General features: G+C 57.1%; 19 protein-coding genes. 7 read left to right on the top strand and 12 right to left on the bottom strand.

What is annotated here, in order from left to right; genetic code table 11:
- Window positions 1-61 precede the first annotated feature (61 nt).
- Window positions 62-922, top strand: a complete 861-nt coding sequence (locus B150_RS22360; protein ID WP_025896368.1) for a TolB family protein — start codon at window positions 62-64, stop codon at window positions 920-922.
- Window positions 923-981: 59 nt separating this feature from the next.
- Here B150_RS22360 and B150_RS0109605 read toward each other — a convergent pair whose 3' ends face one another.
- Window positions 982-4,713, bottom strand: coding sequence for a right-handed parallel beta-helix repeat-containing protein (locus B150_RS0109605; RefSeq protein WP_020399703.1), 3,732 nt, complete (start codon window positions 4,711-4,713; stop codon window positions 982-984).
- A 534-nt stretch (window positions 4,714-5,247) separates the two neighbouring features.
- On the opposite strand from B150_RS0109605, the gene B150_RS0109595 reads away from it, so the two are divergent.
- Window positions 5,248-6,300 carry a helix-turn-helix domain-containing protein gene (locus tag B150_RS0109595; protein ID WP_162139683.1) on the top strand — a complete coding sequence of 351 codons (1,053 nt, stop codon included), beginning with the start codon at window positions 5,248-5,250 and terminating at the stop codon, window positions 6,298-6,300.
- Here B150_RS0109595 and B150_RS23010 read toward each other — a convergent pair.
- From B150_RS23010 to B150_RS0109580, 4 genes are all read right to left on the bottom strand, one after another.
- Window positions 6,284-6,418 (bottom strand): DUF2474 domain-containing protein, encoded by a 135-nt coding sequence (locus tag B150_RS23010; protein ID WP_081611389.1) that lies wholly within the window; start codon window positions 6,416-6,418, stop codon window positions 6,284-6,286. The genes B150_RS0109595 and B150_RS23010 overlap by 17 nt on opposite strands.
- Window positions 6,418-7,422 (bottom strand): cytochrome d ubiquinol oxidase subunit II, encoded by a 1,005-nt coding sequence (gene cydB, locus B150_RS0109590; RefSeq protein WP_020399700.1) that lies wholly within the window; start codon window positions 7,420-7,422, stop codon window positions 6,418-6,420. Before cydB ends, B150_RS23010 begins: the two co-directional genes overlap by 1 nt.
- Window positions 7,419-8,837, bottom strand: coding sequence for a cytochrome ubiquinol oxidase subunit I (locus B150_RS0109585; protein ID WP_020399699.1), 1,419 nt, complete (start codon window positions 8,835-8,837; stop codon window positions 7,419-7,421). The genes cydB and B150_RS0109585 overlap by 4 nt, the downstream gene beginning before the upstream one ends.
- 108 nt (window positions 8,838-8,945) lie before the next feature.
- A complete protein-coding gene (locus B150_RS0109580; protein ID WP_020399698.1) occupies window positions 8,946-10,382 on the bottom strand; it encodes a homospermidine synthase in 1,437 nt (478 codons plus the stop codon).
- Between the two features lie 258 nt (window positions 10,383-10,640).
- Between B150_RS0109580 and B150_RS0109575 the strand changes: the two genes are divergently transcribed.
- Both B150_RS0109575 and B150_RS0109570 read left to right on the top strand, forming a co-directional pair.
- Window positions 10,641-11,216, top strand: a complete 576-nt coding sequence (locus tag B150_RS0109575) for a class I SAM-dependent methyltransferase (RefSeq protein ID WP_025896364.1) — start codon at window positions 10,641-10,643, stop codon at window positions 11,214-11,216.
- Window positions 11,217-11,322: 106 nt separating this feature from the next.
- Window positions 11,323-14,004: a winged helix-turn-helix domain-containing protein gene (locus tag B150_RS0109570; RefSeq protein WP_081611388.1), complete on the top strand. Its 2,682-nt coding sequence runs from the start codon at window positions 11,323-11,325 to the stop codon at window positions 14,002-14,004.
- Here the strand turns inward: B150_RS0109570 and B150_RS0109565 are convergent.
- From B150_RS0109565 to B150_RS0109550, 4 genes are all read right to left on the bottom strand, one after another.
- Window positions 13,964-15,217, bottom strand: a complete 1,254-nt coding sequence (locus tag B150_RS0109565; protein ID WP_020399695.1) for a cytosine permease — start codon at window positions 15,215-15,217, stop codon at window positions 13,964-13,966. The genes B150_RS0109570 and B150_RS0109565 overlap by 41 nt on opposite strands.
- An 83-nt stretch (window positions 15,218-15,300) precedes the next feature.
- Complete coding sequence (locus B150_RS0109560; protein ID WP_020399694.1) at window positions 15,301-17,427, bottom strand: TonB-dependent receptor; 2,127 nt, start codon at window positions 17,425-17,427, stop codon at window positions 15,301-15,303.
- Window positions 17,428-17,452: 25 nt separating this feature from the next.
- Entirely contained in the window at window positions 17,453-18,550 is a 1,098-nt protein-coding gene (locus B150_RS0109555) for an S-methyl thiohydantoin desulfurase family protein (RefSeq protein WP_020399693.1), read from the bottom strand.
- Window positions 18,551-18,568: 18 nt separating this feature from the next.
- Entirely contained in the window at window positions 18,569-20,128 is a 1,560-nt protein-coding gene (locus B150_RS0109550; RefSeq protein ID WP_020399692.1) for a hydantoinase/oxoprolinase N-terminal domain-containing protein, read from the bottom strand.
- Window positions 20,129-20,450: 322 nt separating this feature from the next.
- On the opposite strand from B150_RS0109550, the gene B150_RS0109545 reads away from it, so the two are divergent.
- Entirely contained in the window at window positions 20,451-21,737 is a 1,287-nt protein-coding gene (locus B150_RS0109545) for a serine hydrolase domain-containing protein (RefSeq protein WP_211205940.1), read from the top strand.
- 62 nt (window positions 21,738-21,799) lie between these two features.
- On the opposite strand, the gene B150_RS0109540 is transcribed toward B150_RS0109545, so the two are convergent.
- The 3 genes from B150_RS0109540 to B150_RS0109530 are packed head-to-tail and all read right to left on the bottom strand — an operon-like array spanning window position 21,800 to window position 25,178.
- Window positions 21,800-22,825: a histone deacetylase family protein gene (locus tag B150_RS0109540; protein WP_025896360.1), complete on the bottom strand. Its 1,026-nt coding sequence runs from the start codon at window positions 22,823-22,825 to the stop codon at window positions 21,800-21,802.
- 11 nt (window positions 22,826-22,836) lie between these two features.
- Window positions 22,837-24,171 carry an aminotransferase family protein gene (locus tag B150_RS0109535; protein WP_020399689.1) on the bottom strand — a complete coding sequence of 445 codons (1,335 nt, stop codon included), beginning with the start codon at window positions 24,169-24,171 and terminating at the stop codon, window positions 22,837-22,839.
- On the bottom strand, window positions 24,168-25,178 hold the full coding sequence (locus B150_RS0109530; RefSeq protein ID WP_020399688.1) for a LysR family transcriptional regulator: 1,011 nt from the start codon (window positions 25,176-25,178) through the stop codon (window positions 24,168-24,170). The genes B150_RS0109535 and B150_RS0109530 overlap by 4 nt, the downstream gene beginning before the upstream one ends.
- A 103-nt stretch (window positions 25,179-25,281) precedes the next feature.
- On the opposite strand from B150_RS0109530, the gene kce reads away from it, so the two are divergent.
- Together kce and B150_RS20420 are read left to right on the top strand one after the other, a co-directional pair.
- Window positions 25,282-26,217 carry a 3,5-dioxohexanoate:acetyl-CoA acetone transferase gene (gene kce / locus B150_RS0109525; protein WP_020399687.1) on the top strand — a complete coding sequence of 312 codons (936 nt, stop codon included), beginning with the start codon at window positions 25,282-25,284 and terminating at the stop codon, window positions 26,215-26,217.
- A 3-nt stretch (window positions 26,218-26,220) separates the two neighbouring features.
- Window positions 26,221-26,697, top strand: coding sequence for a GNAT family N-acetyltransferase (locus B150_RS20420; RefSeq protein ID WP_081611386.1), 477 nt, complete (start codon window positions 26,221-26,223; stop codon window positions 26,695-26,697).
- The last annotated feature ends 1 nt before the right edge of the window (window position 26,698 follow it).

Raw genomic sequence — 26,698 nt, 5'->3', positions numbered from 1 at the left:
GACAACGTGCAAGCGCCTACGGTTTACTGTAGACTGCACGACAATGGAGGGGGAAAGCAAAATGAAGACAATATGTTACGTGCTGGCATCCGTTGCTCTTAGTGCCACTGCGGTACTGGCGCAAGACGCACCAACGCGCGAGTTGGTGGAATTTTCCAGCGTCAACACCGACGTAAAGCTGACTATATCTCCCGACGGCCAGTTCGCTGTGTGGGGCGTGGGCACGGATGCAGGCCTTGACCTGTTCATGAGCCGCAAAACCAAGGACGGCTGGGGCGCGACAGAGGCAGTGCCCTTCAATACAGCCGCGACGGAATTTGATCCCTCCTTCGCGCCAGACGGTCGCTCGCTGCTCTTTTTCTCGGACCGCGAGGGCGGGTTTGGCGGTGATGATCTTTATGAAGTCTCATTCGACGCTGAAACCGGGAGCTTCGGAAAACCGGCAAATCTAGGTGGTACTGTCAACAGCAAGGGTGATGATTGGGCGCCGGTGTTGAATGCGAGCGGCACCAAACTGCTGTTCGCATCAGACGGCCATGGCGGCTACGGCAAACATGACCTGTTTATCTCGGACAAAGTTGACGGAGCATGGGCAACACCTAAGAACCTCGGGCCCGCCATCAATTCAGCGCGGGAGGATTTTGACGCGGCTTTCCTGCCCGGCGATAGCCGCATGGTCTATTCCCAAGGCACGTTCGAGGGCGACGGCGACGTACGCCTGCGCTTCGCAGAGAAAGTGGACAAGGTCTGGAGCAAAAAAAGCGAACTGCCCAAGCTGTTCAATTGCCGTACCGGCCTCAACTTCGGGCCATCGGTGAGCGCGGCAGAGCCTGATTGGTTCTACTGGTCTGCCACCTGCAAGGATGGGCGCGGCAAAAGTGACATCTGGCGTGCGCCGATCACGGCACTTGGTCAGCCCTGATATCACGCTTCGCCATCTGTCGGGCGGAAATCCACCCGACAGATTTCTTTATTTCCGAACTAGAGACTATCGAGATCAAACGCTACACGCATAAAGTCTTGCGTGTCAGCGAAGCGACCGCTCATTAGCCATGGCTCTATGCCAAAGCTCGGCTCTTCCTCCGCAACCGGCAAGGTGACGTCGCCGCGCTGCAGCCAAGGCTCAATACCCATCACGCCGTCATCAGGTGCGTCGCCGGCGTCGAGATTGACCGTGCCGTCACGTAGCCAAGGTTCGATACTGACGATGTCATCACCAAAGTCCTCGCCTGAAGGGCGCTGATCACCGCGTTGCAACCAAGGCTCAATGCCAACGGTGCCTTCGTCGTCACCGTCCACGGGCAGCAGCACGTCATCGCGCTGGTTCCACGGTTCGATGCCGACAGTACCATCCGTGTCAGCAGGAACATCAAGCAACACTGTATCATCAGCAAGACCGCCCATACCTTCATCCGTATGGAAGATGCCAAGGCTCATGCTTGACGCAGTAATGGCCTTTTCTTCTGCCACCGTGAAGGTCCAGCTATCCCCGGCAACGCGACCGGAGGAAACCCACTCACCCGTTGGCAGTTCAATACGGGCGAATTGACGACCGACACTTACAACGTAATCGCCAGCGTCCAGCCCTGCGGGCAGTGCGATCTCGAAAGCATCCGACCCTTCTTGTGCGTCACCACGATCTGGATTTGCGCTCGCGACCAGGTCTCCAGTTGCCGCATTGCGCACCTCGAGCGTGCCGCCTGTGTAGCCGAAGTAACTTTTGCCTTCGAAATGAAGGGTGAGGCTGCCGTCAGCGCCAGCGCTTGCTGGCTCAATGGTGATGCCTGCGATACCCGCCACACCCTCAACCGCACGGTAGTCCACCTCAGGGTCGACCGAGAAGCCAACGCCACTTTCAGCGACTTCACCAGTGGTTACCCATTCGCCGTTCGGCAGTTCGATGCGCGCAAACTGGTAACCGAGGCTGACCTCATAGTCCCCTTCTGGCAAGCTGTCCGGCAGGGTAACCGCGAAAACATCGCTGCCTTGCTGTGCATCGCCAAGTTCAGGATCAGCGGTAAACACAACCTCGCCTGTGGCCGCATTGCGTATTTCGAGCACACCGTCGGTATAGCCGTAGTAACTGGTGCCCGCAAAATGCACGGTCAGCACGCCTTCGCCAGATTCGTTCCAGACAAGCGAAATACCGTCCACACCAACAACGTTTTCAACCGGCGTGTAACCCGCGCCACCACCAAGGGTGAAAGCTGTGTCCTCAGCGTCAACGCTGCCACTCGCCACCCATTCGCCGCTTGGCAGTTCAAGGCGCGCGAACTGGCGGCCAACACTAAGCGCATAATCACCATGCTCAAGGGCTTCCGGCAGTTCCACCACATAGGTGTCATTGCCTTGCTGCGCATCGCCAAGGTCAGGGTCAATGGTCAGCACGACTTCGCCGGTCGTCTGGTCGATCAACTCCAGCTTGCCGCCCGTGTAGCCAAAGTAAGTTCGACCTTCGAAGTGCAGCACAAGTTGTGCAGGCGTGTCACCTTCCGCATCAATAACGGTAAAGCCGTATACACCCAGCGCGCCGTCGATCGGTGTAAACACGCCTTCAGCAGGCTCTTCAGCTGGTGGTTCTTCAGCTGGCGGTTCTTCGACTGGTGGCTCCTCGACCGGCGGTTCGTCCACAGGTGGCTCTTCCGCCGGAGGCTCGCTGTTACCGTCCCCAACGGTAAAGCGCCAACCGTCACCACCAACTTCGCCAGAGGTTACCCACTCGCCCGAGGGGAGCTCGATACGGGCAAATTGTCGTCCGATCACCAGCTCATAATTGCCGTCTGCAAGATCGGCGGGGATTGCAACTTCGAAATAGCCTTGTCCCTGCTGGGCATCACCAACGTCCGGGTCGGCAGTGAAAACAACCTCGCCAGTGTCGGCATTGCGAATTTCCACGGCGCCGCTTGTATAGCCATAATAGCTGCTGCCTTCGAACTGGATGACGAGCAGGCCGTCCTCCCCCTCTGAGGGCAGACTGAAATGCACACCGGCAATTCCATCAGCGTCCGGCGTTTCGACAAATTCAACATCACCGGGATAGGTTTGAACCGGGTCACCGGCTGGTGGCTCGTCACCACCATCGCCCGGCTGACCCGTACCTGGGTCCTCAGACGGCGGATTGGCGTCAGGATCGCCATAGGTCACACTGAAGCTCTCACTCACGCTCGACACATTGCCAGCACCATCAACGGCCTCAACAGTGATCTCGTAGGTGCCTTCACGGTTCAGATAGTAGCCGGATGCCGTGGTGTAACCGGCGTATTCGCCGTTCAGATAAACCTTGTAGTAGACACTATCGTCGGAGCCTTCCCAGTAGATCAGCTTGCCGTGATAATACTCGGTGTCATAGTCCTCTGCGTGGGTTACGACCGGTGCCTCCGGTGGCGTGGTGTCGCCAACGGGCGTGGGCTCATACCCCTCACGGAAACCGTAATGATCAGCCACCGTGGCACCGGCACCCGTTTCGGCGAGCGCGGAGCCAGGGATCGGTGCACCGTTTGCGTCCAGCATATCGGTCGGGTCCATGATCTGGCTATTGCCGTCAAAGCCGGTTTCGGCTTTGTGGTCCTCGAACGTGCGGCCATCAAAGCGGGTAACGCCGTTGCCGTCCCAATATACGTTGCCATCAATAACCGCACCGCTCAGGTCCGGACTACCGGAGAATACGAGCGGGTCATTGCTTGCCCACACTTCATCCCCGTTTTCCATCGGTGCGGTGACAACAATGTTGTTGATGATCGTCGGGTTCTTGACCTGCGACACCACGGTGTCCGTAGGGCCGGTATAGGTAACCTGCGGGTATGCTGAGATACCGCCCAGGTACCAACGTGTGCTGTCGCCGCCTTCGCCGCCGGCGTTGATGATGGTGTTGCCTTCAATAACAGCGTCATGCGCCGCAACCATCTGGATACCACTGTCCATCGTATCCCGCACAATGTTGTTGCGCACCGTCGCATTAAATGCGCCTACAAAGCCGGTGTTATCGTCATCATAGAATTCGGCGTCAGTCTCGTAGCCGAGCGAAATACCCGCGCCGGAATTGGGCACATTGGCGGTACTCAGCCCGGTGTGTTCAATTAGGTTATTCTCAATCAGGGCGTCTTTCGAGCCGCCTTTAACGTAAGCCCCACTTGTCGCCGTGTGGTGAATGTGGTTGCCACTGATGACAATATTGTCACCATTGACCACATCGATACCCTCCGCATTGTTCGCCGGATAGTCATCTGTTGTGCCAGCGCGACCGGAACCAAAAATCTCGTTATTCAGGATTTTCACATTGTCGCAGTTTGGCGTGACCTTGATCACGTCACGACCGGAATCGTGCAAGCGGCAATTCTCAATCGTGATATTGCTTGCCGCCTGACCAGTATGGCCAAAGGAGCGGTCGTCATACTCAAGCGCAGTATCAAGCTTGACCACATATTCGCGCCCACCCGACATATCCAGATTGCGGATCGTGCTGCCGTCGGCGTCTATGTCAAAGGTGAAGACCGCATGTGGACCGTCAGCGCCATTCGGGGCTACGATTTGCGGTGTAGCGTCACCCGGATAGCCCGAGACAGTGACATTTGGTGTGTTGAGCTCAAGCCCACCGGGAACTTCGTAAACGCCAGCCCGGATATAAACCGTATCCCCGGGTTGAGCAGCATTCAGTGCGGACTGGATATCGGTGAAATTGCCGGACCCATCCTGCGCCACTATATGTTGTGCCATTTTTCCCTCTACTTCATAACTTGAAGTTAAGTTGATAATTTTGATTCATCTGGCGGGATGGATAGGATATTTTAAAAATATACATCAAAATTCAATTATAATTTATTTAGTATATTTTTAACTTTTACTATTTTAAAACTTAAGATTATTGAGAGATTTTGGTAAAAATTCTCACTATTTTGCAAAACAACATCAAAATCGCTGCAGTCTAGGGCATTTTCGCGCGATAGGCCCACACTAAGCCGCGCCTCTAAATGCCAGTTCACCCGCATTTTCGAAAGCCCTCAACCGGGGCGCGGGACGAGTGCATATATTTCCGATACGCAATCATAGATAGGTGCCCGCGAGCCTGGAACGCACGGAAAACATAGCCCCGCAACCACTCATCCTTGTAAAAATTGTAAAATTTGAGGGGTTGATATGCGCGTCACCCGAATCTATGATCCGCTCGCTTTGACGGACCGGACACCGGTTGTGAACGTCACGGCAAGCCCCGCCAGGCTGTGTAGATTTTTGTCATGTGAGAGCGTGAAAATGAAAAGCTCCTCCGAGCTGATGGCGTGGGCAGATTCCATGGGTGCTGCCACCCTGAAACGATCAGACAACTTCGCCCTGCTGAAACACCAGTTCTGCCTGGATCACGGCGGGCCCAATACCCATATCGACCTGATTGACGACAAGTACATCCGTATCGGCTCCATGCCTGAATACGGTCGGGGCGAAACCCAGTTCCTGCAAGCTGGCAAAGACATCCAGATTGTCACCTCCCGCACCAGCAGGCCAGAGACACTGGCGCTCAAGTTCATTGGCGAGAACTGGTTGCGTTTTTCCTTCACTCTGACCGGGAGCCTGGTGTTCGACCTTGGCGACGGCACACAGGTTGATGTAACCGGCGGCACAAGCTTTTTCGGTGTTTACCCGGCGGGTTATAGCAGCACCGATTATTTCATCACCGGCAGCAACCTTGAATGGGTTTCTGTTGTGATCAAGGCGTCAGAGCTGCAGCGTATTTTGGGCGTGGATCTCAATGAACTGCCGCACCCTATCGCAGACGCGATCGAGAACGCCACCACACCGGTTTTCCATAAGGAAAATTCCATCGATAGCCGCACAGCGCAGATTGTGATGCAGATGCTGCTTGCGGACACACCGCTTTATATGCGCCCCATGTTCATGCTGGCCAAAGCGCTGGAGCTGATGAGCACGTTCCTCGCCAAGCTAAGCGCCGACAATGAGGTCGCCAACAACCAGATTACCCTCTCCGCGCGCGACCGGAAAAACCTCGCGCTCGCGCGGGAGATTGTCTCCAGCGACATGATGACCACGCTCAAGTTGCCAGAACTGGCGCGCATGGTGGGCCTCAACCGCAACAAGCTTTCACAGGGTTTCCGGACTGTGTATGGCGTAACGCTTCAGGATTTCAGCTATGAGCTGAAGATGAAACGCGCGGAGGAATACCTGAAAAACCGCGAAGGGTCGCTGAACGAGCTGGCGGAAATTCTTGGCTACAGGCACGCCAACAACCTGTCGGCTGCAATCAAGAAACATTTTGGCGTGAACCCCGGCCAGCTTAAGGGCCGGGCATAACCGCCCAGCGGATGACGCCAGCCACAACCGTGAGCGCGAGGACACTCCCCCCCCAGATGGCAGCGAACCACAAAAGTCGCCGCCACAGGGGTGTATTTTTTTCCGGCAGCTCCGCCACTAGTGATAGCCCTCGCCCGCTTTGATTTTCCCGCGGAAGATATAATAGGCGTAGGCGGTGTAGCCGAGAATGATGGGCAGGAGTACAGCAGTGCCTATGAGCAGGAACTGCAAGCTATCATCAGGCGCTGCGGCCTGCCATATCGTCACTTGCATCGGCACCATGTAAGGAAAAAGCCCGATACCAAGCCCGATGAAGCACAGCACAAACAGTGTGATTGCCGCAAGGAAGGGTTTGTAGTCTGCCGCGCGACCAAGCGCACGCCAAAGCCAAAGCGCTGCAGCAAGGACCGCGAGCGGTACAATGCCCGTGTAATAGAGCGCGGGCGCGCCGAACCAGGCATCCATGAAATGCGGGTCGAGCGACAGGGTCGCTGCACTGATGATGCCGATGAAAAGAAGAATGCCAACGCCGGACACCCGCGCATAGCGGATGGCTTTGTCGCACAGGCGCCCCTCGGTTTTCATGACAAGCCAAGTAGCACCCAGCAGCGCGTAGCCAACCACAAGCGCCACACCCGTGAGCAAACTGAACGGTGTCAGCCAATCCCACCAGCCGCCGGTGTAGGCGCGGCCTGTTACCTCAACACCCTGCACAAAAGCGCCCAGCGCGATGCCTTGGCAAAAGGTAGCGAGATAGGAGCCCGCCACAAAGCCAAAATCCCAATATTTGCGATGCCCTTCGTCACGCCAGCGAAACTCGAACGCGACACCGCGGAAGATGAGCCCGAGCAGCATCAGAAGCACCGGTACATAAAGGGCTGGCATCAGTACGGAATAGGCAAGTGGGAAAGTTGCAAACAGCCCACCACCACCAAGCACCAGCCAGGTCTCATTCCCGTCCCAGACGGGGGCAACTGTATTCACCGCGGTGTCCCTGTCGTCCGCATGGTCGAGGAACGGGAAAAGAATACCAATACCGAGATCGAAACCGTCGAGGATCACATAGATCAAGATCGCAGCCGCAATCAGGAACGCCCAGATGAGGGGAAGGTCGATCATCATTTTGCGGCTCCTTCTTTGCTGACATGGTTTTCATAGGCTGCTACTGGCGTTGTGCCCGCAGCGTGGCTCGGATGCCCTTTCTCTGGACCTTCGCTTCCATCACCTGGCGTCTTGCCCATCAAGCGCAGGATGTACATGGTACCGGCACCAAAGACGATGAAGTACACAATGGCGAAGATGGCGAGCGAGGTTGCCACTGCCGGTGCCGCGATGGGCGAGAGCGAGTCTGACGTGCGCAGCAGGCCATAGACGGTATAGGGTTGCCGCCCTACTTCAGTCACAACCCACCCGGCCAGCACGGCAATGAAGCCAGACGGCCCCATCAGGACTGCAGCGCGCTTGAGCAAATCGCTGTCATGCAGTTTGCCGCGCACGCGACACCACAGGCTCCAAAGCCCAAGCGCCGCCATTAGAAGCCCAAGCCCAACCATGATACGGAAGGCCCAGAATACAACAGCCGTTGGCGGGCGGTCTTCTTTCGGCCATTCCTTGAGGCCCTGAATGGTGCCGTTCCAGTCGTGGGTCAGGATGAAACTCGCGACATTCGGTAGCTCGATCGCATAGTCAACCCGCTCTTCCTCATCATTCGGGATACCAAACAGGATGAGCGGCACGCCTGCCTTGGTTTCATAGTGCCCTTCCATGGCCGCGACCTTGCGCGGTTGATGCTCAAGCGTGTTCAGGCCATGCATATCACCAGCGATGATCTGGATGGGGGCGACAATCGTGGCCATCCACATCGCCATCGAAAACATGATGCGCGCGGGCCTGTTTGTGCGGTCTTTGAGCAGGTGCCACGCGCCAACCGCGCCCACAACAAAGGCAGTCGTCAGGTAGGCCGCCAGCACCATATGCACAAGCCGGTACGGAAAGGACGGGTTAAACACTACGGCCCACCAGTCAGCAGCCACGAATTGGCCCACGTCATTGATGGCGTAGCCGGCTGGCGTCTGCATCCAGCTGTTCACGCTCAAAATCCAGAAGGCAGAGAAAAGTGTACCGAAGGCGACCATAAGGGTCGCGAAATAATGCAGACCCTTGCCCACCTTATTCATGCCAAACAGCATGATGCCAAGGAAACCAGCTTCAAGGAAAAAGGCTGAGAGCACTTCATAACCGAGGAGCGGGCCAATCACCGGGCCCGCCTTATCGGAGAATACCGCCCAGTTGGTACCGAACTGGTAGCTCATCACGATGCCGGACACCACGCCCATACCAAAGGCCACCGCGAAGATTTTCAGCCAGTAGCGGAAAGCTTCAAGGTAAGCATCATCCTTGGTTTTGAGCCACAAGCCCTCAAGGACCGCCAGATATGATGCAAGGCCAATGGTGAAGGCGGGAAAGATGATGTGAAATGCGACCGTGAAGGCAAATTGCGCGCGGGCAAGAAACTCCGCACTCATGAAATCCGACATTAACCCCTCCGTATCCTTTGGCCTTTGGGATGTTCGGACCCAAGGATACGCGCTTCACACGGCAGGTAAAGGGGCAAGGGTGTCGCAGCCGCCGCGACACCCGTTTTGCTAGACCGCGAGGATATTGCGGAACTGCCACGGGTCATCATGGTCCAGTTCCTCGCGGAAATGTTTGTTGCGGTCCTGAAGCGGTGTCCAGTCGGTATAATGCGCTTCAACAGGACCAAGGTACGGGCGCTGCACTTCAAGGCAGCGCGCGAAATCAATTTCGTCCGTCTCCACGATCCCGGCTTCCGGGTTTTCAAGCGCCCAGACCATGCCCGCGAGGACCGCACTTGAGACCTGCATACCCGTCGCGTTCTGGAAGGGAGCTAGCGTGCGTGTTTCCTCGTTCGACAGGCGCGAACCGAACCACAGCGCATTCTTCTCATGGCCGTAGAGCAGCACCCCCAGCTCATCGATGCCAGTTGCAATCTCGTCCACGCTTAGTATGTAATGCTCCTCCTGCACTTTGCCGGACCCCAGCATTTCATGCAGGCTCAGCACCGCATCATCACTCGGGTGGTAGGCATAGTGGCAGGTGGGCCGGAACTCCGGCGCGGCTTTGTCGCCAACAGTGTAATAGTCCGCGATGGAAATCGCTTCATTGTGCGTGACGAGGAAACCGAACTGCGGACCTTCCGTCGGGCACCATGTGCGCACCCGCGTGTCCGCACCCGGACGGCTGAGCCAGATAGACGCCTGACAACCATCATCGTGCGCATGGGCGCCTTCAGGCATCCATTTTTCGTGCGTACCCCAGCCGAGCTCCGCCGGCTGGTAACCTTCCGCGATGAAACCTTCGACCGACCATGTGTTCACGAACACTCCCGCCGGACGGGGAATGGTACGCGCCTGTGTATCACGCTCCGCAATATGCACCCCTTTCACACCAAGGGATTGCATCAGCTTTGCCCAGCCTTCCCGGTTTGTCGGCACCTGGGCGTCGCGCCCCGTGTCGCGCGCGAGCGTCAAAAGCGCTTCTTTCACAAACCAGCTCACCATGCCGGGGTTGGCGCCGCAGCAGCTAACCGCCGTAGTACCGCCGGGGTTCGCCGCCTTCTCGTCGCGCACACGTTCGCGCAGCGCATAATTGGTGCGTGCAGCATTGTCTGTCGTTTCAAAATAGAAGCCGCCCCAAGGCTCCACGACCGTATCGATATAAAGCACACCCTTGGCGCGGCAGTATTTCATGAGATCGAGCGAGGAGGTGTCGACCGAAAGATTCACACAGAACCCCGCGCCGTGCTCACCAAAAAGGCTGTCCAGCACCTCTGCGTAATTCTCTTCGGTCAGCGCCACTTCAACATGGCGGTAGCCTTGAGCCTTGATATCATCCGCGACGGCGGCTGATGGATCAATCACCACAAGCTTGTCGCGGTCAAAATCAAAATGCCGTTCGATCAGTGGCAAGGTGCCACGCCCGATGGACCCATATCCAATCATGACTATAGGACCGGAGATCCGACCATAATTCGGGTAGTCAGTTCCTGCGCTATAATTCATTTCTACGACACTCCTCAGTTCACTTGAAAAGCAAGGCGCACGCGCATGGGCGTCCCATGTCGTCCTGCACCCTCAAGGCTGCGTGATTTTATGCACCGGTATACCGGTCAATGCTCAAGGTTCATGGAACTAGCACCCGGCAGTGTGAGAGACAACACCTTTGGCTGAAATATGAAGGTTAGCCACCAATTGCGGCACCATGATTGCGGCGCGCTCACTGGCAGGCATATACTGCACGAAAGCCATAGGGGAAATCAGGTGCCAAGCGATATTTCAAATGGATGGGAAGTGGTAGCCAAGAGCTTCATGGACATACGCTCCGATATCGGCACCAAGACTGTCCGCGATTGGGCCAGCGCGTTACCAAAAGGCGCCAACATTCTTGATATCGGTTGCGGCAACGGCCTACCACTTACCGCCGCGCTCGCCCAAGATGGCTTTCACGTTTCGGGAATAGACGCGTCCCCCACTCTAGCCAAGGCGTTCCAAACGAATTTTCCCGAGTTTGATGTTGCATGTGAAGCCGCTGAAAACAGCCACTTCTTCGGCCGAAAATTTGACGGCGCGCTTGCCGTCGGGCTCATATTCCTGTTACCGAAAGCAGGCCAGATAAAGCTTATCCGCCGTGTCGCGGATACCCTCCACTCCGGCGGCAGCTTCCTGTTTTCCGCGCCGGCACAAGAGTGCACTTGGAACGACAGCCTGACGGGCAGGTCATCCTTGTCCCTAGGCATGTATGAATATCGTTCACAGCTTGCCGCAACTGGCCTCGCTTTGAGTGGCAGCCTGACGGATGAAGGCGGAAATCACTATTACTGCGCTCAAAAGGCTTAGCCCCTCGGTAAGCAGCAGAAACCCATATAACGGCTTTACTACCAATTTTGGTAGCTATTATAGTTGGGCGTAACCCTTTCGCACACTCACCGCACAGCCGGAGCCGATGAAAACAGCCTTTCCTCTTTGGATGACCCCCGCAAAAGCAAGCCCGCCGCGCCAACATGTGAATGTGCTCGAGCGCGAAGAGCTATTGCGCAGGCTGGATCATCACAAGGGGCTGAAACTGGCTATCCTCTCTGCCCCGGCAGGTTTCGGCAAAACCACCACGCTCGCATCCTGGCATAACCATCTGACCGCTGGAGGAGATGCGACTGCCGTTTGGCTAACCCTTGATGCCGGCGACAATGACAGCGGCACTTTTGCGCTTTACCTCCTCTATGCACTGCATATGGCCGGTATTGCGCTTGATAGCGCACCGCGGGGCGCAGAATGGGCGCCGGAGCTGCCGGTCCGCACACTGACAGGCTTGTTCCTCGCCGCAGTTGCGGCCCATGGACAACGCGTTGTACTCATACTGGACGCAGCAGAAACCATCGGCAAATCGGCCGCCCATGAGGTGCTGGACCCCATCCTGCGCTATGCACCTGAGGACCTGCACGTCGCCGTTGCCACACGATTGACCGACAACCTCTCGCTCTCGTCCTTGCGCACCCAGGGAGAACTGCATGAGATCGATGCAGAGGCCCTTAAGTTTACACCATTTGAACAGTCGGCCCTATTGCGCGGCCAGTTTGGCAAAGCACTCCTGAAGGATGTGGGGCAAAGGACGGAAGGTTGGCCGGTAGCGCTGCAACTACTCAAGAGCGCCGCCACAAACCAGCGCGACGCTGGCAAAGTGCTGGCGAGCTTTAATGGTACGAATGGCGATATGCGCGACTATGTGGAAGAGCACATTGTGCAGCACCAGCCAGAGCATTTGCGTGATTTCCTGTTCGACATGAGCATTCTGGACGTGTTTGACGCCCAAACGGCGGATGCCATCCGCCGCACACATGACAGCGCACAGCTTATAAAGGATGCGCAGCGCCTTGATCACCTCCTGATGCCGCTTGAGGGCACCAGCAACAGCTACCGCATGCACCCTCTCTTTCGTGAAGCGCTCCATAGCATTTTGGTAGCGACCTCGCCCAAAAGGCTCGAAGAAATCAATCTGTCTGCAGCCCACCATTTCCTTGCCCAAGGGCATATTATCAATGCCATGCAGCACGCACTGGATGCCGGCGCGCCTGAGGTCGCAGGTGACATGCTTGAGCAGGCTGGCGGTATCCTGCTTTGGAACCGGGAAGGTATGTCGCGCATTCGCAAGGCCCATGAACTGCTACCGGAGGAAATCATCGCCCGGCGTCCGCGTATCGGCCTGCTGCGTGCGCTTGTGCTACTTAAGGACGGGCACCTCAATGACGCCCGCCATATCTATGGCCGCATCCTGAGCCAGCGTGAAAATGGTGAGTTCGCTCCCTCCCCGCTTCTGGACTATGACCTTGCTGTCATTGCAGCCACGCTCGCGGTCTATGAAGGTGCGCCACTCCGCGAAAGCGACAGCGACAATCTGGTCAATGCCCTCAACCGTTTTGAGCAGGAAGACAAACAACAGATCGGCTTCGTCTACACAATCCTCTGTGTCTTCAACTTGCAAAAAGGCCACTATGAAGAAGCTAAACGAGTGGCGGAACTAGCCATTCGGCACTTCGATGAGCAGCATTCCATATTTGGCGAAACCTACATCTATGTGCACCTTGGCGTCATCGCTGCCGCCCAAGGGCGCTATGATCTGGCGCATGACTATTACACCAAGGTGCAGGATAGTCAGCGCCGCCACTTCATTGACGACAAAGACCTCCGCCTTGTGCTGAACATCCTGCTAGCTGAATGGCATTATGAGAAAGATGAGCTGGCGACTGCCGAACGCTTGCTCGGCAACATCAACCGGAGGCTGGAGACGGGCGAAGCATGGTATGAAATCTATGCCACCGGCTATACGCTATCGACCTCTATCGCTTACCGCACGCGCGGCCTTGCCGCATGCCTGGCCCTTGGTGACGAGGCCTGTACCTATATCAGGCGCGAGGGGCTGAAGCGGCTTAACCGCCTCGTGATGGCGAATGAAGTGGCCTATCTGTGCTATGAGGGAAAAGTGGGCAAAGCTCGAAAACGCGCGCAGGCCCATAACCTCACTTTCAACAGTTATTATGAGGGCGAAAGCGGCCCGCATTCTGTTCGCGAAACTTATGCCGTGATTAGGGCACTCGCCGTTCTTTGGATTGCCGAGGGTCGCGAGACTGAAGTCATAAGCCAGCTTGAGTATTTCATCCGCGCGGCAACGGCACGCTTTGAAGACCGCGCTGGGCATAAATATGCCTTGCTCACCGCCATCGCACATTTCCGCGCAGGGAACGAAGCCAAAGCATTTGATACGCTTGAGCCTGTGATCGCTTATGTGCGCAATCAGGGCCTCTTGAGGTTCATTCTTGACGAAACACCCTTCGTCACACCGCTTCTGGATGCCTACCTCGCGTCCGGGCGAACGACAGAACGCGACCATGTGGCGTACCTGATCGATCACCTGCAACAAAGCGGCGACGGCGGCACCACCATTGTCATGAGCCGGCGCGAACAGGAGGTACTGTTACAGCTTGCCGAAGGGCATGCTGACAAGGTGATCGCACGAAACCTTGACGTTTCGGAGAATACCGTGCGCTTCCACCTGAAGAATATTTACAGCAAACTGGGCGTAAACAGCCGCCTTATGGCTGTAAGCGAAGCATCGAAACACGACCTTTTATAGCGAGCCAATAGACGACGGTCGCTACACCAAGGCTATCAAGCGCCGGAATGCCCGTAAGCGTGAACACACCGCTTGATGTCAGGAACGCGGCACCAGCGCCCATTGCCCACGCCAAGAATGCGAGAGGTGAGAAGGCGCGACGCGTCCCCTCGGCGCGGGCCAGAACATGCACGATATAAACACCCGCGATTGGCGGGATAAGTACACCGAGAAAGATGAGGAAATCGACAAAATAGTCCCGGATACCGGCGAGCGAGACCATAAGCCCCAAAAGGCCAGCCCCGATCACTATGGTTCGTCTACCAAGGCTTGGGAATGCCTGAGCGAACCCCAGTGATGACGAATAGAGGTTGCTGACATTCGTGGTCCAGCTTGCGAGCACCATCATGATCAGCGCAGGCAAGCCAAGGCCTGTCGCCGTCATGGCAAGCACGAGGTCTTTTTCACCACCCAGCACGCCAGGCAGACCCGCTACCACCAGCACCAGCGGAAAAAAAGAACCAAAGCTGCCAAAGGATGCCCCAGCCACCTGACGTGGCGCCCGAATAAACCGGGCAATATCCGGCAGGATGGCAACGCCCACCATGAAGGAGCCCACAATCACCGATACCGCGGCACCAAAACCCATCGGCGAAGCACCCGCAACCGGCCCCGCCTGCATGATGGCTGGAAGGCTGGCACCGTCCACCACCTTGAGTACGGCGTATAGGAGAATGAAAAGCATCACCGGCACCGCCAGTTTGCTGAGCTTCTCAAGTGCTGCGAAACCATGAAGTGTGGTTGCCGTCATCAAACCGCACCCGGCTACTGTGCAAAGCCACTGCGGTAGCGCCAAACCCAGCACTTCCTGAATTGAAACAGCGAGCGACTGGCCAAAAAGTGCCGCCGTAATACCGAACCAGCCCAGCAATGTGATCGCGACCATGAAACTGACGATACGGCTGGCGCTGGTGCCGAACGCGCTGTCGAGTAGCTGATAGGTGGTACACCGGGTACGAACCGCAACAAACATGGCAGCGCTGGCAATAAACGCGAGAATGATCCCACCAAGGAGGATAGCCGCTGCGCCCTCAGACACACCAAGCGTGGTCAGGATTTCCGCACCTACAAGGAACGCCGGTAAAGTAATCGCTGTCCCCACAATGACAGTGGCCACACGCCAGCCCGGTACAAGCTCGTCATCTGTGGGGTGCAGGGTAATCGGTTCATTCATCGGCTGGATATCCGTGCTTCAGGAAAAACAAGGGCCGGAGCATGGTACCCCGGCCCAGTTGGGTGTTGAGAGGAAAAACAAGACTAGAAACTGAACCCGGCCTCAATACCGAGCACGCGCGGCATGCTGTTGGCGCGCAGGTAGCCGAAGCCCACAAAGCCGAAGTCATTGGCCTGCTGTTCGTTGGTCAGATTGTCTGCAAAGACACCAACAAACCAGTTATCGTTGCGTACCTTCAGGCGCACATTGACGAAGTCTTTCTCACCAACCTCAAATACGCCGCCAGCACCGTCCCACAGCACCATCGTGCCTTGGCGGCGATAGTCTGCGCGGGAAATGAGGTCCCAGCCGTTACCCAGTTCACGGGTATAAGTGAGCGAGAGGTTGACGCTATAGTCCGGCGTACCGGCAGATCGCTGCCCGCCCTTGATCTTGGCATCCGTGATACCGAGGCCACCGGAGAATTCCAGCTCCTCCGTGAGCAGCGCACTGATTTCCAGTTCACCGCCATTGATGTTGGCTTCAGGCACGTTTGTCGTCAGACGGAACGGCGCTTCACCGATAACCGAGGTGAACTGCTGGTCAGAATAGTCGATATGGAACAGCGCACCGTTCATACGTACCCGGCCGTCCGCAAGGGTGGTTTTGAAACCAAGCTCGAAGTTCTTGGTATTCTCGGGTGCCGTCAGGTTGCCGGTGTTGAAGAAACCGAACCGGAAGCCCTCAGCATAAGTGATGTATGTCATGACATCATCACTCCAGTCATAAGATAGCTGCACCTTGGGCTGCCAGCGGCTGTTCTTCGCCGTCTGGGTCACGATACCGTCCGGTGTTGGCACAGGTGTGCTGTATGTGAGATCGGTGTACTGCGTGGTATCGTAGCTGTTTGTGTCGTAGCGCAGCGCGCCTGTCAGCTCTAACTTGTCGGTAACGTCCACGCTTACCTGGCCGTAGCCACCCCAGATTTCATCATTGCGAACATCAGGCCGGTATAGAAGGCGGACCATATCAGCTTCAACTTTCTCAAGGCCTTGCAGCAGCCCGCCGACACTGAGAAGGTTCTCAACTTTGCGGTCCATGTAGGAAAGGCCAACAAGCCAGCGTACAGGCTGGTCCGCGTTTGATGTGAAACGGACATCCTGCGTGAAGGTCTCGAAATTATCAGCGAGGTCCTGGAAGAAGTCGTTGAATGCGTCCGCGTCACCACCGAAAGGACCAAAGAGACCGACACCCGGCCCTTTTTGCCATGAGGCGGAACCGAACAGGTCCTGCTCAATATCGCTATAGCCCGTCACGGACGTGAACGTCCCTACCCCGGTATCCCAATCGAGCTTCGCGGAGAATTCCTTGAACTCGCGGTTTTCTTCACCGCGCACACCGCGTGCCGGGCCCGGTGTATTGAAGTCGTCAATCAGGCTTGCGCTACCAACAACTTCCTGTGCCGCTGCACCAGCGGTCACATCGCTATAGGCACCGCGTACATCAAGCGTGAGGTTATCGAAATCAAACAGCAGGCGGCCTTTCAGGCTGATCTGCTCTTCATAGTCCAGTCCATCACCGTCCGTGCTTTCGATCACACCATCCGTGTTGCGGTAGTAGGCACCAAGGCGGAACAGCACACGGTCTTCCACGATGGGGCCAGAGACCACACCGGAAAGCTTGATATCGTTGCCGCTGCCGTAGGATGCCTGCGCCTTGTATTCCATCTCGTTGGTCGGCTTTTTGGTGACGATATTGATCGCACCAGCAATAGCACCAGCGCCATAAAGCGCACCTTGCGGGCCTTTGAGGACTTCAATGCGTTCAATGTCCGTGAGCGCGCCTTGGTTGATCGCGTCGAGCGAGCCAGCCTGCACGCCGTCCACCACATAGGTCACCGGTGCCCAGCCTTGTTGGCCGGTGGTGATACCGCGGATGGTGATGAAGGTGACACCCGCGCGGAAGGTTTCGCGCATGGTGATGTTGGGCGTCAGGTCAACAAAGTCCTGAACATCGTCAATGCCCGCGCGCTCGATGGTCTGCGCACCGAAGGCTGTCACGGAATCCGGCACCGATTGCAGGTTTTCCGCCCGCCTGCGCGAGGTTACCACAATCTCTTCAAGCATGATCGTCTCACCACTTTCGTCAGCCGCGAAGCTGGCGATTGGTGCAGGCAATATAGTCCCCAGCGCGGTGAAAGCCACGATGGCGTTTCTGGTCCCTGGTTTCATGACAGTTCCTCCCATGGATGCTTGCTTATTGCATGTCTTCGATTGGTACAAAATCTTCATTGAGGCCAAATTGCCGCGGCCCAAACACCGCAAGGGCTTCCGGTGTGCGCATGATAGGCGCAGCCGATGTGGCAATTACCTGAATGCGCTGGCCATAGCGCAGGTGTTCGGCCGGGATAGGCTCCCCCGTTTCCCGGTCGACCATACAGATGAGGTCAGGCACGATGGCCCGTGTGACACCGTTCTCACGCGCGACAAGGTGCTCGTTCTGAAACGTCACCTCCATGCGGCGGCTGGCATCGTCCAGCCCTTCAAGGTGACAGTGCCCGATGGAGAACCCCCGCGTCGTTTCGCGCTTGAGATCAACCACCTTGCCGTCAAAGAGCGTCTTGGCGTGATTATAGTATGGTGTCGTTTTGAGGTAGGCGACGAGAGCCGCCACCGGATCACCCTCAAGCCGGCCTTTGCGGATGGCTTCACCGATACCAAGGGCGAGGGTGAGCGTGCCGTGAACCGCAAAATCCTTCACTTGCCGCCCGATGAGCGGGAAGGAAGATATCATCACGCTGAGGCCCATCTGAATCGCGGTCGCCCGCACCAGCCCCTCGGCGCGTGGACCGCTGTCAGCCTCGATCAACACGGAATTCATATGCTCATCAGTCACCACGAGCGGCGTGGCCGAACAGCCGTAAACGTTGAAGGTAACCATCTGCAGTTCAGGAAACGCGCGGCCCATACCGTCCGCATCAATCACCGGCAAGCCAAGCCGCGCCGCAGCCATGATGGGTAGCGTGGAGTTCACGCCGCCAATCTCGATGGGCAGGATGGCCTTTGCCTTGCGGCCAAGATGTTCCTCAAGCTTGTGGATCGCGAGGTCCATATCCTCGCCGCAACAGGCTTTCTCAAGCAGCACCGGTGGGGAACCAAGCATGGCGGCCGTTAGCACGAGGTCATCGTCATCCAGCTCATCGGCGGTGATCACCTCCGGCACCCCAAACTCCTTGATGGCTGCGTGCGCCAGCATGCGCCCGATATAAGGGTCTCCCCCGCCGCCGGTGCCAAGGAACGCAGCGCCACGGGCAAAGTCTTCAAGGTTATCTGCTGTAATACTGATCTTGCTCACTGGTAATCCCTCGCCTTCCTATGCTGCGCCATTGGTGAAATCGAGCCGCCCGGCCGCTTTCACCCGCACCCGCACGGCACCGCCCGGCACATAGGCAAGCGGCACTTCTTCAATGTCGATGATTTCCACGCTGCCAGCCACAGCACCTGCCTCAACGGCTTTTGCCATGGCTTCCTCTTTCGCCAACTTGAGCGCGGCATCCCGGCCAATTTCCTCATAGGAAACTACCTTGTCCGTCTCCGCCCCGATCTGCGCGATAGCGGCACCGATGGCGTTCGCGACGCCAGCGTGATCAGGCACGATGGTTTGGCTTGTGCCCGCAATCTCGTCGCGGATGAGCACAGCCCCACCGCCCACAAGAATAAGCGGCACGGGCTTGCCGCTGGTTTTCATACGGTCGACACCCTCAGCCACAATGGCGTGGATTTTGGCGACAGCAGCCGAAACAAGGTCCGTGCCCAGCGACGCAACCTTGGCTTTGTCGCCAATGTCGGCATAGCCCGCAGCAACAGCAACATCAGTTGTGGTAAGCGTCCCACCGCCAAACACCCGTCCGTCCTGCAGCAGCCTGTACCCAACGGATTTGGGGCCAACGCTAACACCGCCGTCTGTCTCCAAGACAAGGCTGCCGCCCCCAAGCCCCACAGCAAGCACGTCAGGCATGCGGAAATTGGTGCGGACTCCGCCAATATCGACAGTGACGGAGGATTCACGCGGGTAACCGTTCACCAGCATGCCGATGTCGGTCGTGGTGCCACCGATATCGGCCACAAGGGCGTCTTTCACGCCGGACAGATAAGCCGCGCCCCGCATGCTGTTTGTTGGCCCACTCGCGAACGTGAGAACGGGATAACGCTCCACAAACTCAGCGCTCATCAGCGTGCCGTCGTTTTGGCTGATGTAAAAAGGCGCACTGATATCAAGCTGCTTCAATGCTTTACCAAAGGACCGCACGACGGAGACCGCCAGGTCCGCGAGTGATGCGTTCATGATGGTCGCATTCTCGCGCTCCAGAATACCGATGCGCCCAATGGTATGGGAAAGGGAAATGCTGACCTCCCCCATCTCCTCACGCACGATCTCGGCCGCGCGGTTTTCCATATCGCTGTTGACGGAGGAGAACAGCCCAGTGATGGCGACAGTGCGCAAACCCCGTGCGGAAAGTGCGCGGGCCGCCGTGCGCACTCCCTCTTCATCCAGCTCTGCATTGATGCGGCCATCGTATTGATAACCACCCCGCACGAGATGCACATGCTCGCCGACAGCTTCTGCGATATCAGCGGGCCAATCCATCAAGGGTGGCAGCGCGCGCGCGGCCGGAAGTGCGATACGGATAACACCCACCGGCAACAGGTGGCGGCGTTCAACAAATGCATTGGTGAAGTGCGTGGTGCCAATCATCACACACTGGATTTTGCCGGGCGCTATGGCCGCTTCATCCAGTACATGGGTCAGCGCGGCAACGATACCGCTCTCCACATCTGGCGTCGTGGACTTCTTGCACCATGACAATACCTTTTCGCCATCAAGCAAAACAGCATCTGTGTTTGTGCCACCCACATCCACACCGATCCGCATACAGAACACCCCTCTCAAATTCCAAACAGGGCGCAGCAGGTGCCGCGCCACTTAAGGTTGGGGCGCAATGTCATAATTCCGCAATGCGGCAGGTCGGTAGGTTTCCCGATTAAATTGGTGGGGTGCGTTTTTACGCACTTTTTTTGAGACCTACCAATTTTGGTAGTATTTCAGAGCATGACGCTATCGGAGAGACAAAAGACAGTAACCCATCGCGGTTTCGTGATTCATTAAATAACTGGAAAGCATGGGCAATTATTCCCATATGCGCGAATGCGAGGAGATACTTGCATAAAAACAATTCCAAACTGGGGAAAATTGAATGTTTAAACGAGTGATGGGGATAGCTGCGGGCGCAGTTTTGCTGGCAGGCAGCTGGGGATTTCTGGTGCTGATGAATACGGAAAACGGCTGGCTGCGTGAACCGCTTGTGGATACGCCGGACGATAAAGCCTTCGCTGATGCCGCCGTATCACTGATCGACCGCGAAAGTAATGGCAACGCAGCTTTCATCCTCATGAAGGACGGCAAACCATTTGTGCAGCACTACACATCGGCGGGCACAGCTGTAGACGGTGACACCCTTTTCCAGGTCGCATCACTCAGCAAATGGGTTACCTCCTGGGGGGTAATGCGGCTTGTTGACCAGGGCAAGCTTGACCTTGACGCCCCAGTATCCGGTTACCTCACCCGTTGGCAATTGCCGGAAGGCGACTTTGACAACAATGGCGTGACGGTGCGCAGGCTTCTGAGCCACACCGCGGGTCTGACGGATGGCCTCGGCTATGCCGGGTTCGCGCCAGGCAAACCCGTGCAGCCGCTCACGGAATCGCTCACGAAAGCCGCAGACGCTTCCCCGGGTAAAGAAGGTGTCGTTCGTGTTGGTATCGAACCGGGCACCGAATGGCGCTATTCAGGTGGCGGCTACACGCTCCTGCAGCTACTTATCGAGGAAGTGTCCGGCCAATCCTTCAATGATTTCATGACGGAACAGGTGTTCGCACCCCTTGGCATGACCCGCTCCACCTTCCTTGTTGATGACGGGGACGTCGGGAACATTGCCACGATTTATAACACGGCGGGTGAAGAGACGGCCATGCCGCGCTATACCGCACTGGCAGCAGCCTCCCTTTACACCAGCGCAAACGACATGAGCAAATTCCTCGCCGCACAATATCCGGGCAGCAATGGTGAAAGCGTTGGCCGCGGTGTACTCAAACCAGAAACCGTCGCGGAGACATATGAACCGCACGCTTCTTCACTGGGGCTCGATATCTGGGGCCTCGGCGCAATGCTCTATGCCCCGAACGGCACTGGCGGCCATATCATCGGACACGACGGCAACAATGAACCCGCCATCAACACCGCCGCGCGCATCAACCCTGAAACCGGGGACGGCATCATCGTGCTTGAAACAGGTAATGCCCTGCTCGCCTCCAACGTGGCTGGTGAATGGGTATTCTGGAAAACCGGCAAGGTAGACTTTATCGACCAGACGGTCGCGGCAGGCAGCATGATCATGTCCCTGCTCGCCGGTTGGGCGGTCATCCTGATTGGCGCGATCTGGATGTTTATCCGCGCCTATAAGCGGCGCAAGGTCGCGGCGTAGAATAGGGACCAGAGACAACTCGGGCGGCGCTTAGCCGCCCGATTTCATTCTGCCTCGCCCCACTAGGCGCCGCGCATACCATCAAGAAACCGCGTGAGGTTCAGGCCCAGTGTTTCGCTCAGATAGCCGCCTTCCTGCACAATGACGGTCGGGCATTTGGCTCGATCTGCAATGGCAGCACCAATAGATCTAAAACCATCCGGTGTCACGGCGAGCCCACCAAATGGGTCATCTATGGATGCATCGATGCCGAGCGCCACAACAAGCGCGTCCGGCGCGAAAGCCTCAACCCGGTCGAGCGCGACCTTGAGGGCTTTCAAATAGTCCACATCCCCGGTCTGACGCGGCAACGGAATATTGAGGTTATAACCAAGCCCCTCACCCTCACCCCGCTCATTCGCGTGGCCCCAGAAGAAGGGATAAAAACGTTCTGGGTCGGCGTGAATGGAAACGGTCAGCACATCACTGCGGCGATAGAAAATCTGCTGCGTGCCGTTGCCGTGGTGCAGGTCCACATCCAGAATGGCGACGCGTGGGAAACGGCTTTGTAGGTGGGTGGCGGCGATGCCACTGTTGTTGAAATAACAGAAGCCACCTGCGATATCAGCGGCAGCGTGATGCCCCGGCGGGCGGCATAGCGCATAGGCCATCTGGTCACCTGCCAACACAGCTTCAGCGGCTTCCACCGCCGACCATGCGCTCCAGCAAATGCTGTCCCAGGTATCCCCTGTGATGGGGCTTGACGCATCTGACATATGATAGCCAGCCTGTGCCACCACGGATGCCGGGTATTTGCCGTCGCGCGCAACTGGGCGGATGTCTGGCACAACAGCAGGCGAAGCGCCATCGATATAACTCCAGCGTTTGTAGGCGCCCTTGAGGAACGCGAGATATTCAGGTGTGTGCACCTTGGCGATTGGCCCCATGCCGTGGTTACGTGGCTCAGCGACGTCAAGGCCAGCAGCGCTTGCACCTTCCGCAAGGCGGGCAAGCCGGTCTGGGTGCTCAGGGTTCGGCTGGAACACACCGTTTACCAGAAAATGCTCTGGGAAGTGCGTGGCCTGCTTTGTGGAATAAAATGCTTTCATCATCGGGCTCCCTAAAGGCCTTTTTCACGCACAAATGCCGTCAAGCTGGCGTGCAGCGTGGTGAGAATTTCATCGATATGCTCATCAGTCGCGATCATCGGCGGGCATACGAGGAAATGGTCACCCTCTACCCCCTCACGTGTGCGGCGCGGATAGATGATCAGCCCCTTCTCGTATGCAATATCGCTCAGGCGCAAAAACGCATTCATTTCCTTGGGTAGCGGCCTCATCGTGGCTCGGTCCGCCACCAACTCAAACGCAAGCAGCAGCCCCTTGCCGCGCACATCACCAATGATGGGGAAGTCGGCCATCATGGCTTCCATGCCTGCCTTCAGCTTATTGCCCTTGTCGGTGGCGTTCTCCATCAGCCCCTGCCGCTCGATCTCCTCAAGCACGGCTAGACCGGCGGCGCAGGCGATAGGGTTGCCTGCATAGGTGTGACCGTGCTGGAAACCGCCGTCATCAAGCACAGCTTCCACGATCGGGTCTTTGGCTGTAACGGCGCCCAACGGCACATAGCCCGCACCAAAACCTTTTGAGAGCGCGACGATATCAGGGTTGATATTCCAGTGTTCAGCGGCAAGGAAAGTGCCCGTGCGCCCCACTCCGGTCATGACCTCGTCGTAAATCAGCAGAATGCCAAACTCGTCACAGATTTCGCGCACCCGGCCATAATAGCTGTCCGGCGCCACAAGAGCGCCGGTTGAAGCGCCGCCAATGGGTTCCATGATGAAAGCAAGCACGCTCTCCGGCCCACACTCCAAAATCTTGTCACGCAGCATGTCGGCGTAACGGATGCCGCGCTCCTCGTCTGAGAGGTTGTCCCGGTCCAGATAACAGCGCGGCGCCGGTATCTTGGGCATGGCCTTATAGAGCGGCGTGAAAGGCCCGTTGAGCGGCGCATAGCTCGTGAGCGCAAGTGCCCCAAGCGTGGAGCCATGATAGGACGGACTGCGGGAGATGATCTGCCAGCGTTTGCCCTCACCTTTTGCCACGGCATATTGCCGCGCAAGTTTGATGGCGCTTTCAACTGCCTCAGAGCCGCCAGAGACAAAGAAAACCTTCTCATGCCCTTCCGGGCTTAATTCTGCGACACGGGCTGCCAGGTTCTCTGCGGTTTCAGTCTCGAAATGCAGGCGGTAACCGAAGGTGGACTTCGCCATTTGTGCCTGCATGGCTGCCAGCACATGGGGGTTAGAATGCCCGATGTTCGACACCATCGCGCCGGAGGAGCCGTCAAGATAGCGTTTGCCGTGGGTATCCCACATGTAAACACCATCGGCCCGGTCCAGAAGTGGGCGGCGCAGGCGGGTTTGGTAAAAGAGATGAGACTTGCTCATGGTCATGCTTCCAATGTCGCAGGCACGGCACCATAGGTACGGGCCTCAAGCGGGGTTGCGGAAATCAGGTTGGTCAATTTGGCAAGGAAAGCGGCCTCTGCCGCGTTCAGGTTCGCGCGTGGATGGCTGATCAGGAAAATATCCACAAGCGGCGTATGGTCATAGGGCGGGAGCTGCCAAATACGGCCCGTCGCAATATCGCGCTCCACCACGTGAATGGGCAGCGGCCCGATGCCTAGGCCCGCCATGATCATGCGGCGTACTTCTTCAAGGTTGTTGCTATCACCTGCCAGCTTGTCACTCAGTTGTGCCTGCGCGCGAAGTGCGGCAACCGGGTGCAGCACATCGCCCAGGTTATCGGTCGAGAAAGTCACGCGCTCATAGACGCGCAAATCCTCAAGCGTTAGACCTTCCCTCCCATAAAGCGGGTGTGTCGGCCCACAGAAAAGGCCGAAATGTTCGCGGTAGAACAATTTGCTTCTCAGTTCAGGCTCGGGCTGACGCATAAGGCAGACACCAAAGCTCGCCTGTTTTGAGAGCACCCGCTCAACCACATCCCGACTGCTGAGCACCGAAATCGAGAACGACGTCATCGGATTTGCTGCGTGAAACTCTGAAAGGGCAGCGTCAAGGAGTGGTGTAACCACATGGCTTGCCATACAGAGGTTCACATGGCCCTCAATCGCATCACTTGTGCCCGCGAGAAGGTTGGGCAGCCGGTCAACGGACCCAAAAATCTCCCTGCATTCCTTATAAAGCGCCTTGCCGTGCCGCGTGAGGGCGAAATTGCGTGGGTCGCGTGCCGCGAGTTGGACACCCAGCAAGGTCTCAAGCCGCTTGAGCGCGTTGCTCACCGTCGGCTGCTTCAGCCCCAGAAAGCGCGCCGCTCCCGTGATACTGTTTTCTTCGGCAATCACAACGAACGTGCGCAACAGGTTCCAGTCCATCGACCAGCTTACACCTTGCGGCAACGTGCCCGTTTCACCCGACGATGTTTCATGCTTTTCAGCCATGTTTACATTCATTAAAACTATGTTTGACTTTGTTAAAATAACATAACCAAATGATAGATGTTTGTTGCCGATGATCAAGGGCAATTTATCCGAGGGGGCGTGCGTGAGCAGAAAAATCATCATCACCTGTGCGGTAACTGGCTCCATCTACACGCCGACGATGTCGCCGCACCTGCCGGTAACGCCGGCAGAGATCGCACAGTCTTCGATCGAAGCGGCGGAAGCCGGTGCCGCCATCATTCATTTGCATGCCCGTGTGCCCGAGGATGGCCGCCCGAGTGCTGACCCGGACCATTTTCGTGCCTTCATTCCGGTGATCAATGACTCCTGTGATGCGGTACTGAATATCTCAACCGGTGGCAGTTCGCTCATGTCGCTTGAGACCCGGCTTGCGCCCGCGCGCGCCATGAAGCCGGAAATGTGCTCCCTCAACATGGGCTCAATGAATTTCGGCATCTTCACGCTCAAACGCAAATATGAGAATTGGCAACATGAGTGGGAGCCGCAGCTTCTGGATGCAACGCGCCACACCATGTTCACCAACACCTATCAGGACATTGAAAACATCCTCGCTGATTTGGGTGACGGCGCCGGTGCGCGCTTCGAGTTTGAGTGTTACGACATGGGGCATATCGAAACCCTCGCCTATTACCTGAGGCAGGGTCTGGTGAAAGCACCGCTCTATGTACAATTTGTGCTTGGCGTGATGGGCGGGATTGGTGCGTCCCCTGAAAATCTGCTCGCGATGAAATCCTGTGCGGATCGCCTGCTGGGCGACAATTACCAGTTTTCCGTGCTCGCAGCGGGCCGGCACCAGATCGAGCTCGCGACCATGGGCGTGATCCTGGGCGGCAATGTGCGGGTGGGGCTTGAAGACAGTCTTACCATCCCGCCCGGCAGGCTCGCCACCAGTAATGCCGAGCAGGTAAAAAAGATCAGAACAATCATTGAGGAAATGGGACATTCTGTTGCCACACCTGAGGAGGCACGGCGCATGCTGTGTCTTAAAGGTAGGGGTGCAGTGAATATGGCGCTATAGAACATGATCGATATCAGGGCGGCAGTGAGGGGAGATGCAGCGCTAATCCAGCAGATGCTGGTGGCGATGGCGCACGACCTCGGTCAGGCGTCTGACTACCGGGGTAGCGCTGACGCCATCATGAAGTATGGCTTTGGCGATGAGCCCGCCTTCCATGTGCTCCTCGCCTTCGACGGCGACACACCCCTCGGCATGATCCTGTTTTTCTATGAGTTCTCAACGTGGCGCGGCCGTCCCGGCCTTTACGTGCAGGACATTTATGTCGCGAGTACCGCGCGTGGTACCGGCCTTGGCCGCAAGCTTATTGCGGCAGCAGTGACCGAGGCATCAAAGCGTGGCGCGGTCTACCTGCGCCTCAGCGTGCACGCAGACAATGAAGGCGGGACCGGTTTTTACGACCAGCTTGGTTTCCGCCACGCGGCTCATGAAAAAATGATGGTGCTTGAAGGCGACGCCTTCGAGGCAATGGGGGACAGCTGAC

Source organism: Kordiimonas gwangyangensis DSM 19435 = JCM 12864 (assembly GCF_000375545.1).
Taxonomy (GTDB): Bacteria; Pseudomonadota; Alphaproteobacteria; order Sphingomonadales; family Kordiimonadaceae; genus Kordiimonas; species Kordiimonas gwangyangensis.
The sequence above is the reverse complement of the archived record's forward strand: the minus strand, read 5'-3'. Positions and strand labels throughout refer to the sequence as shown.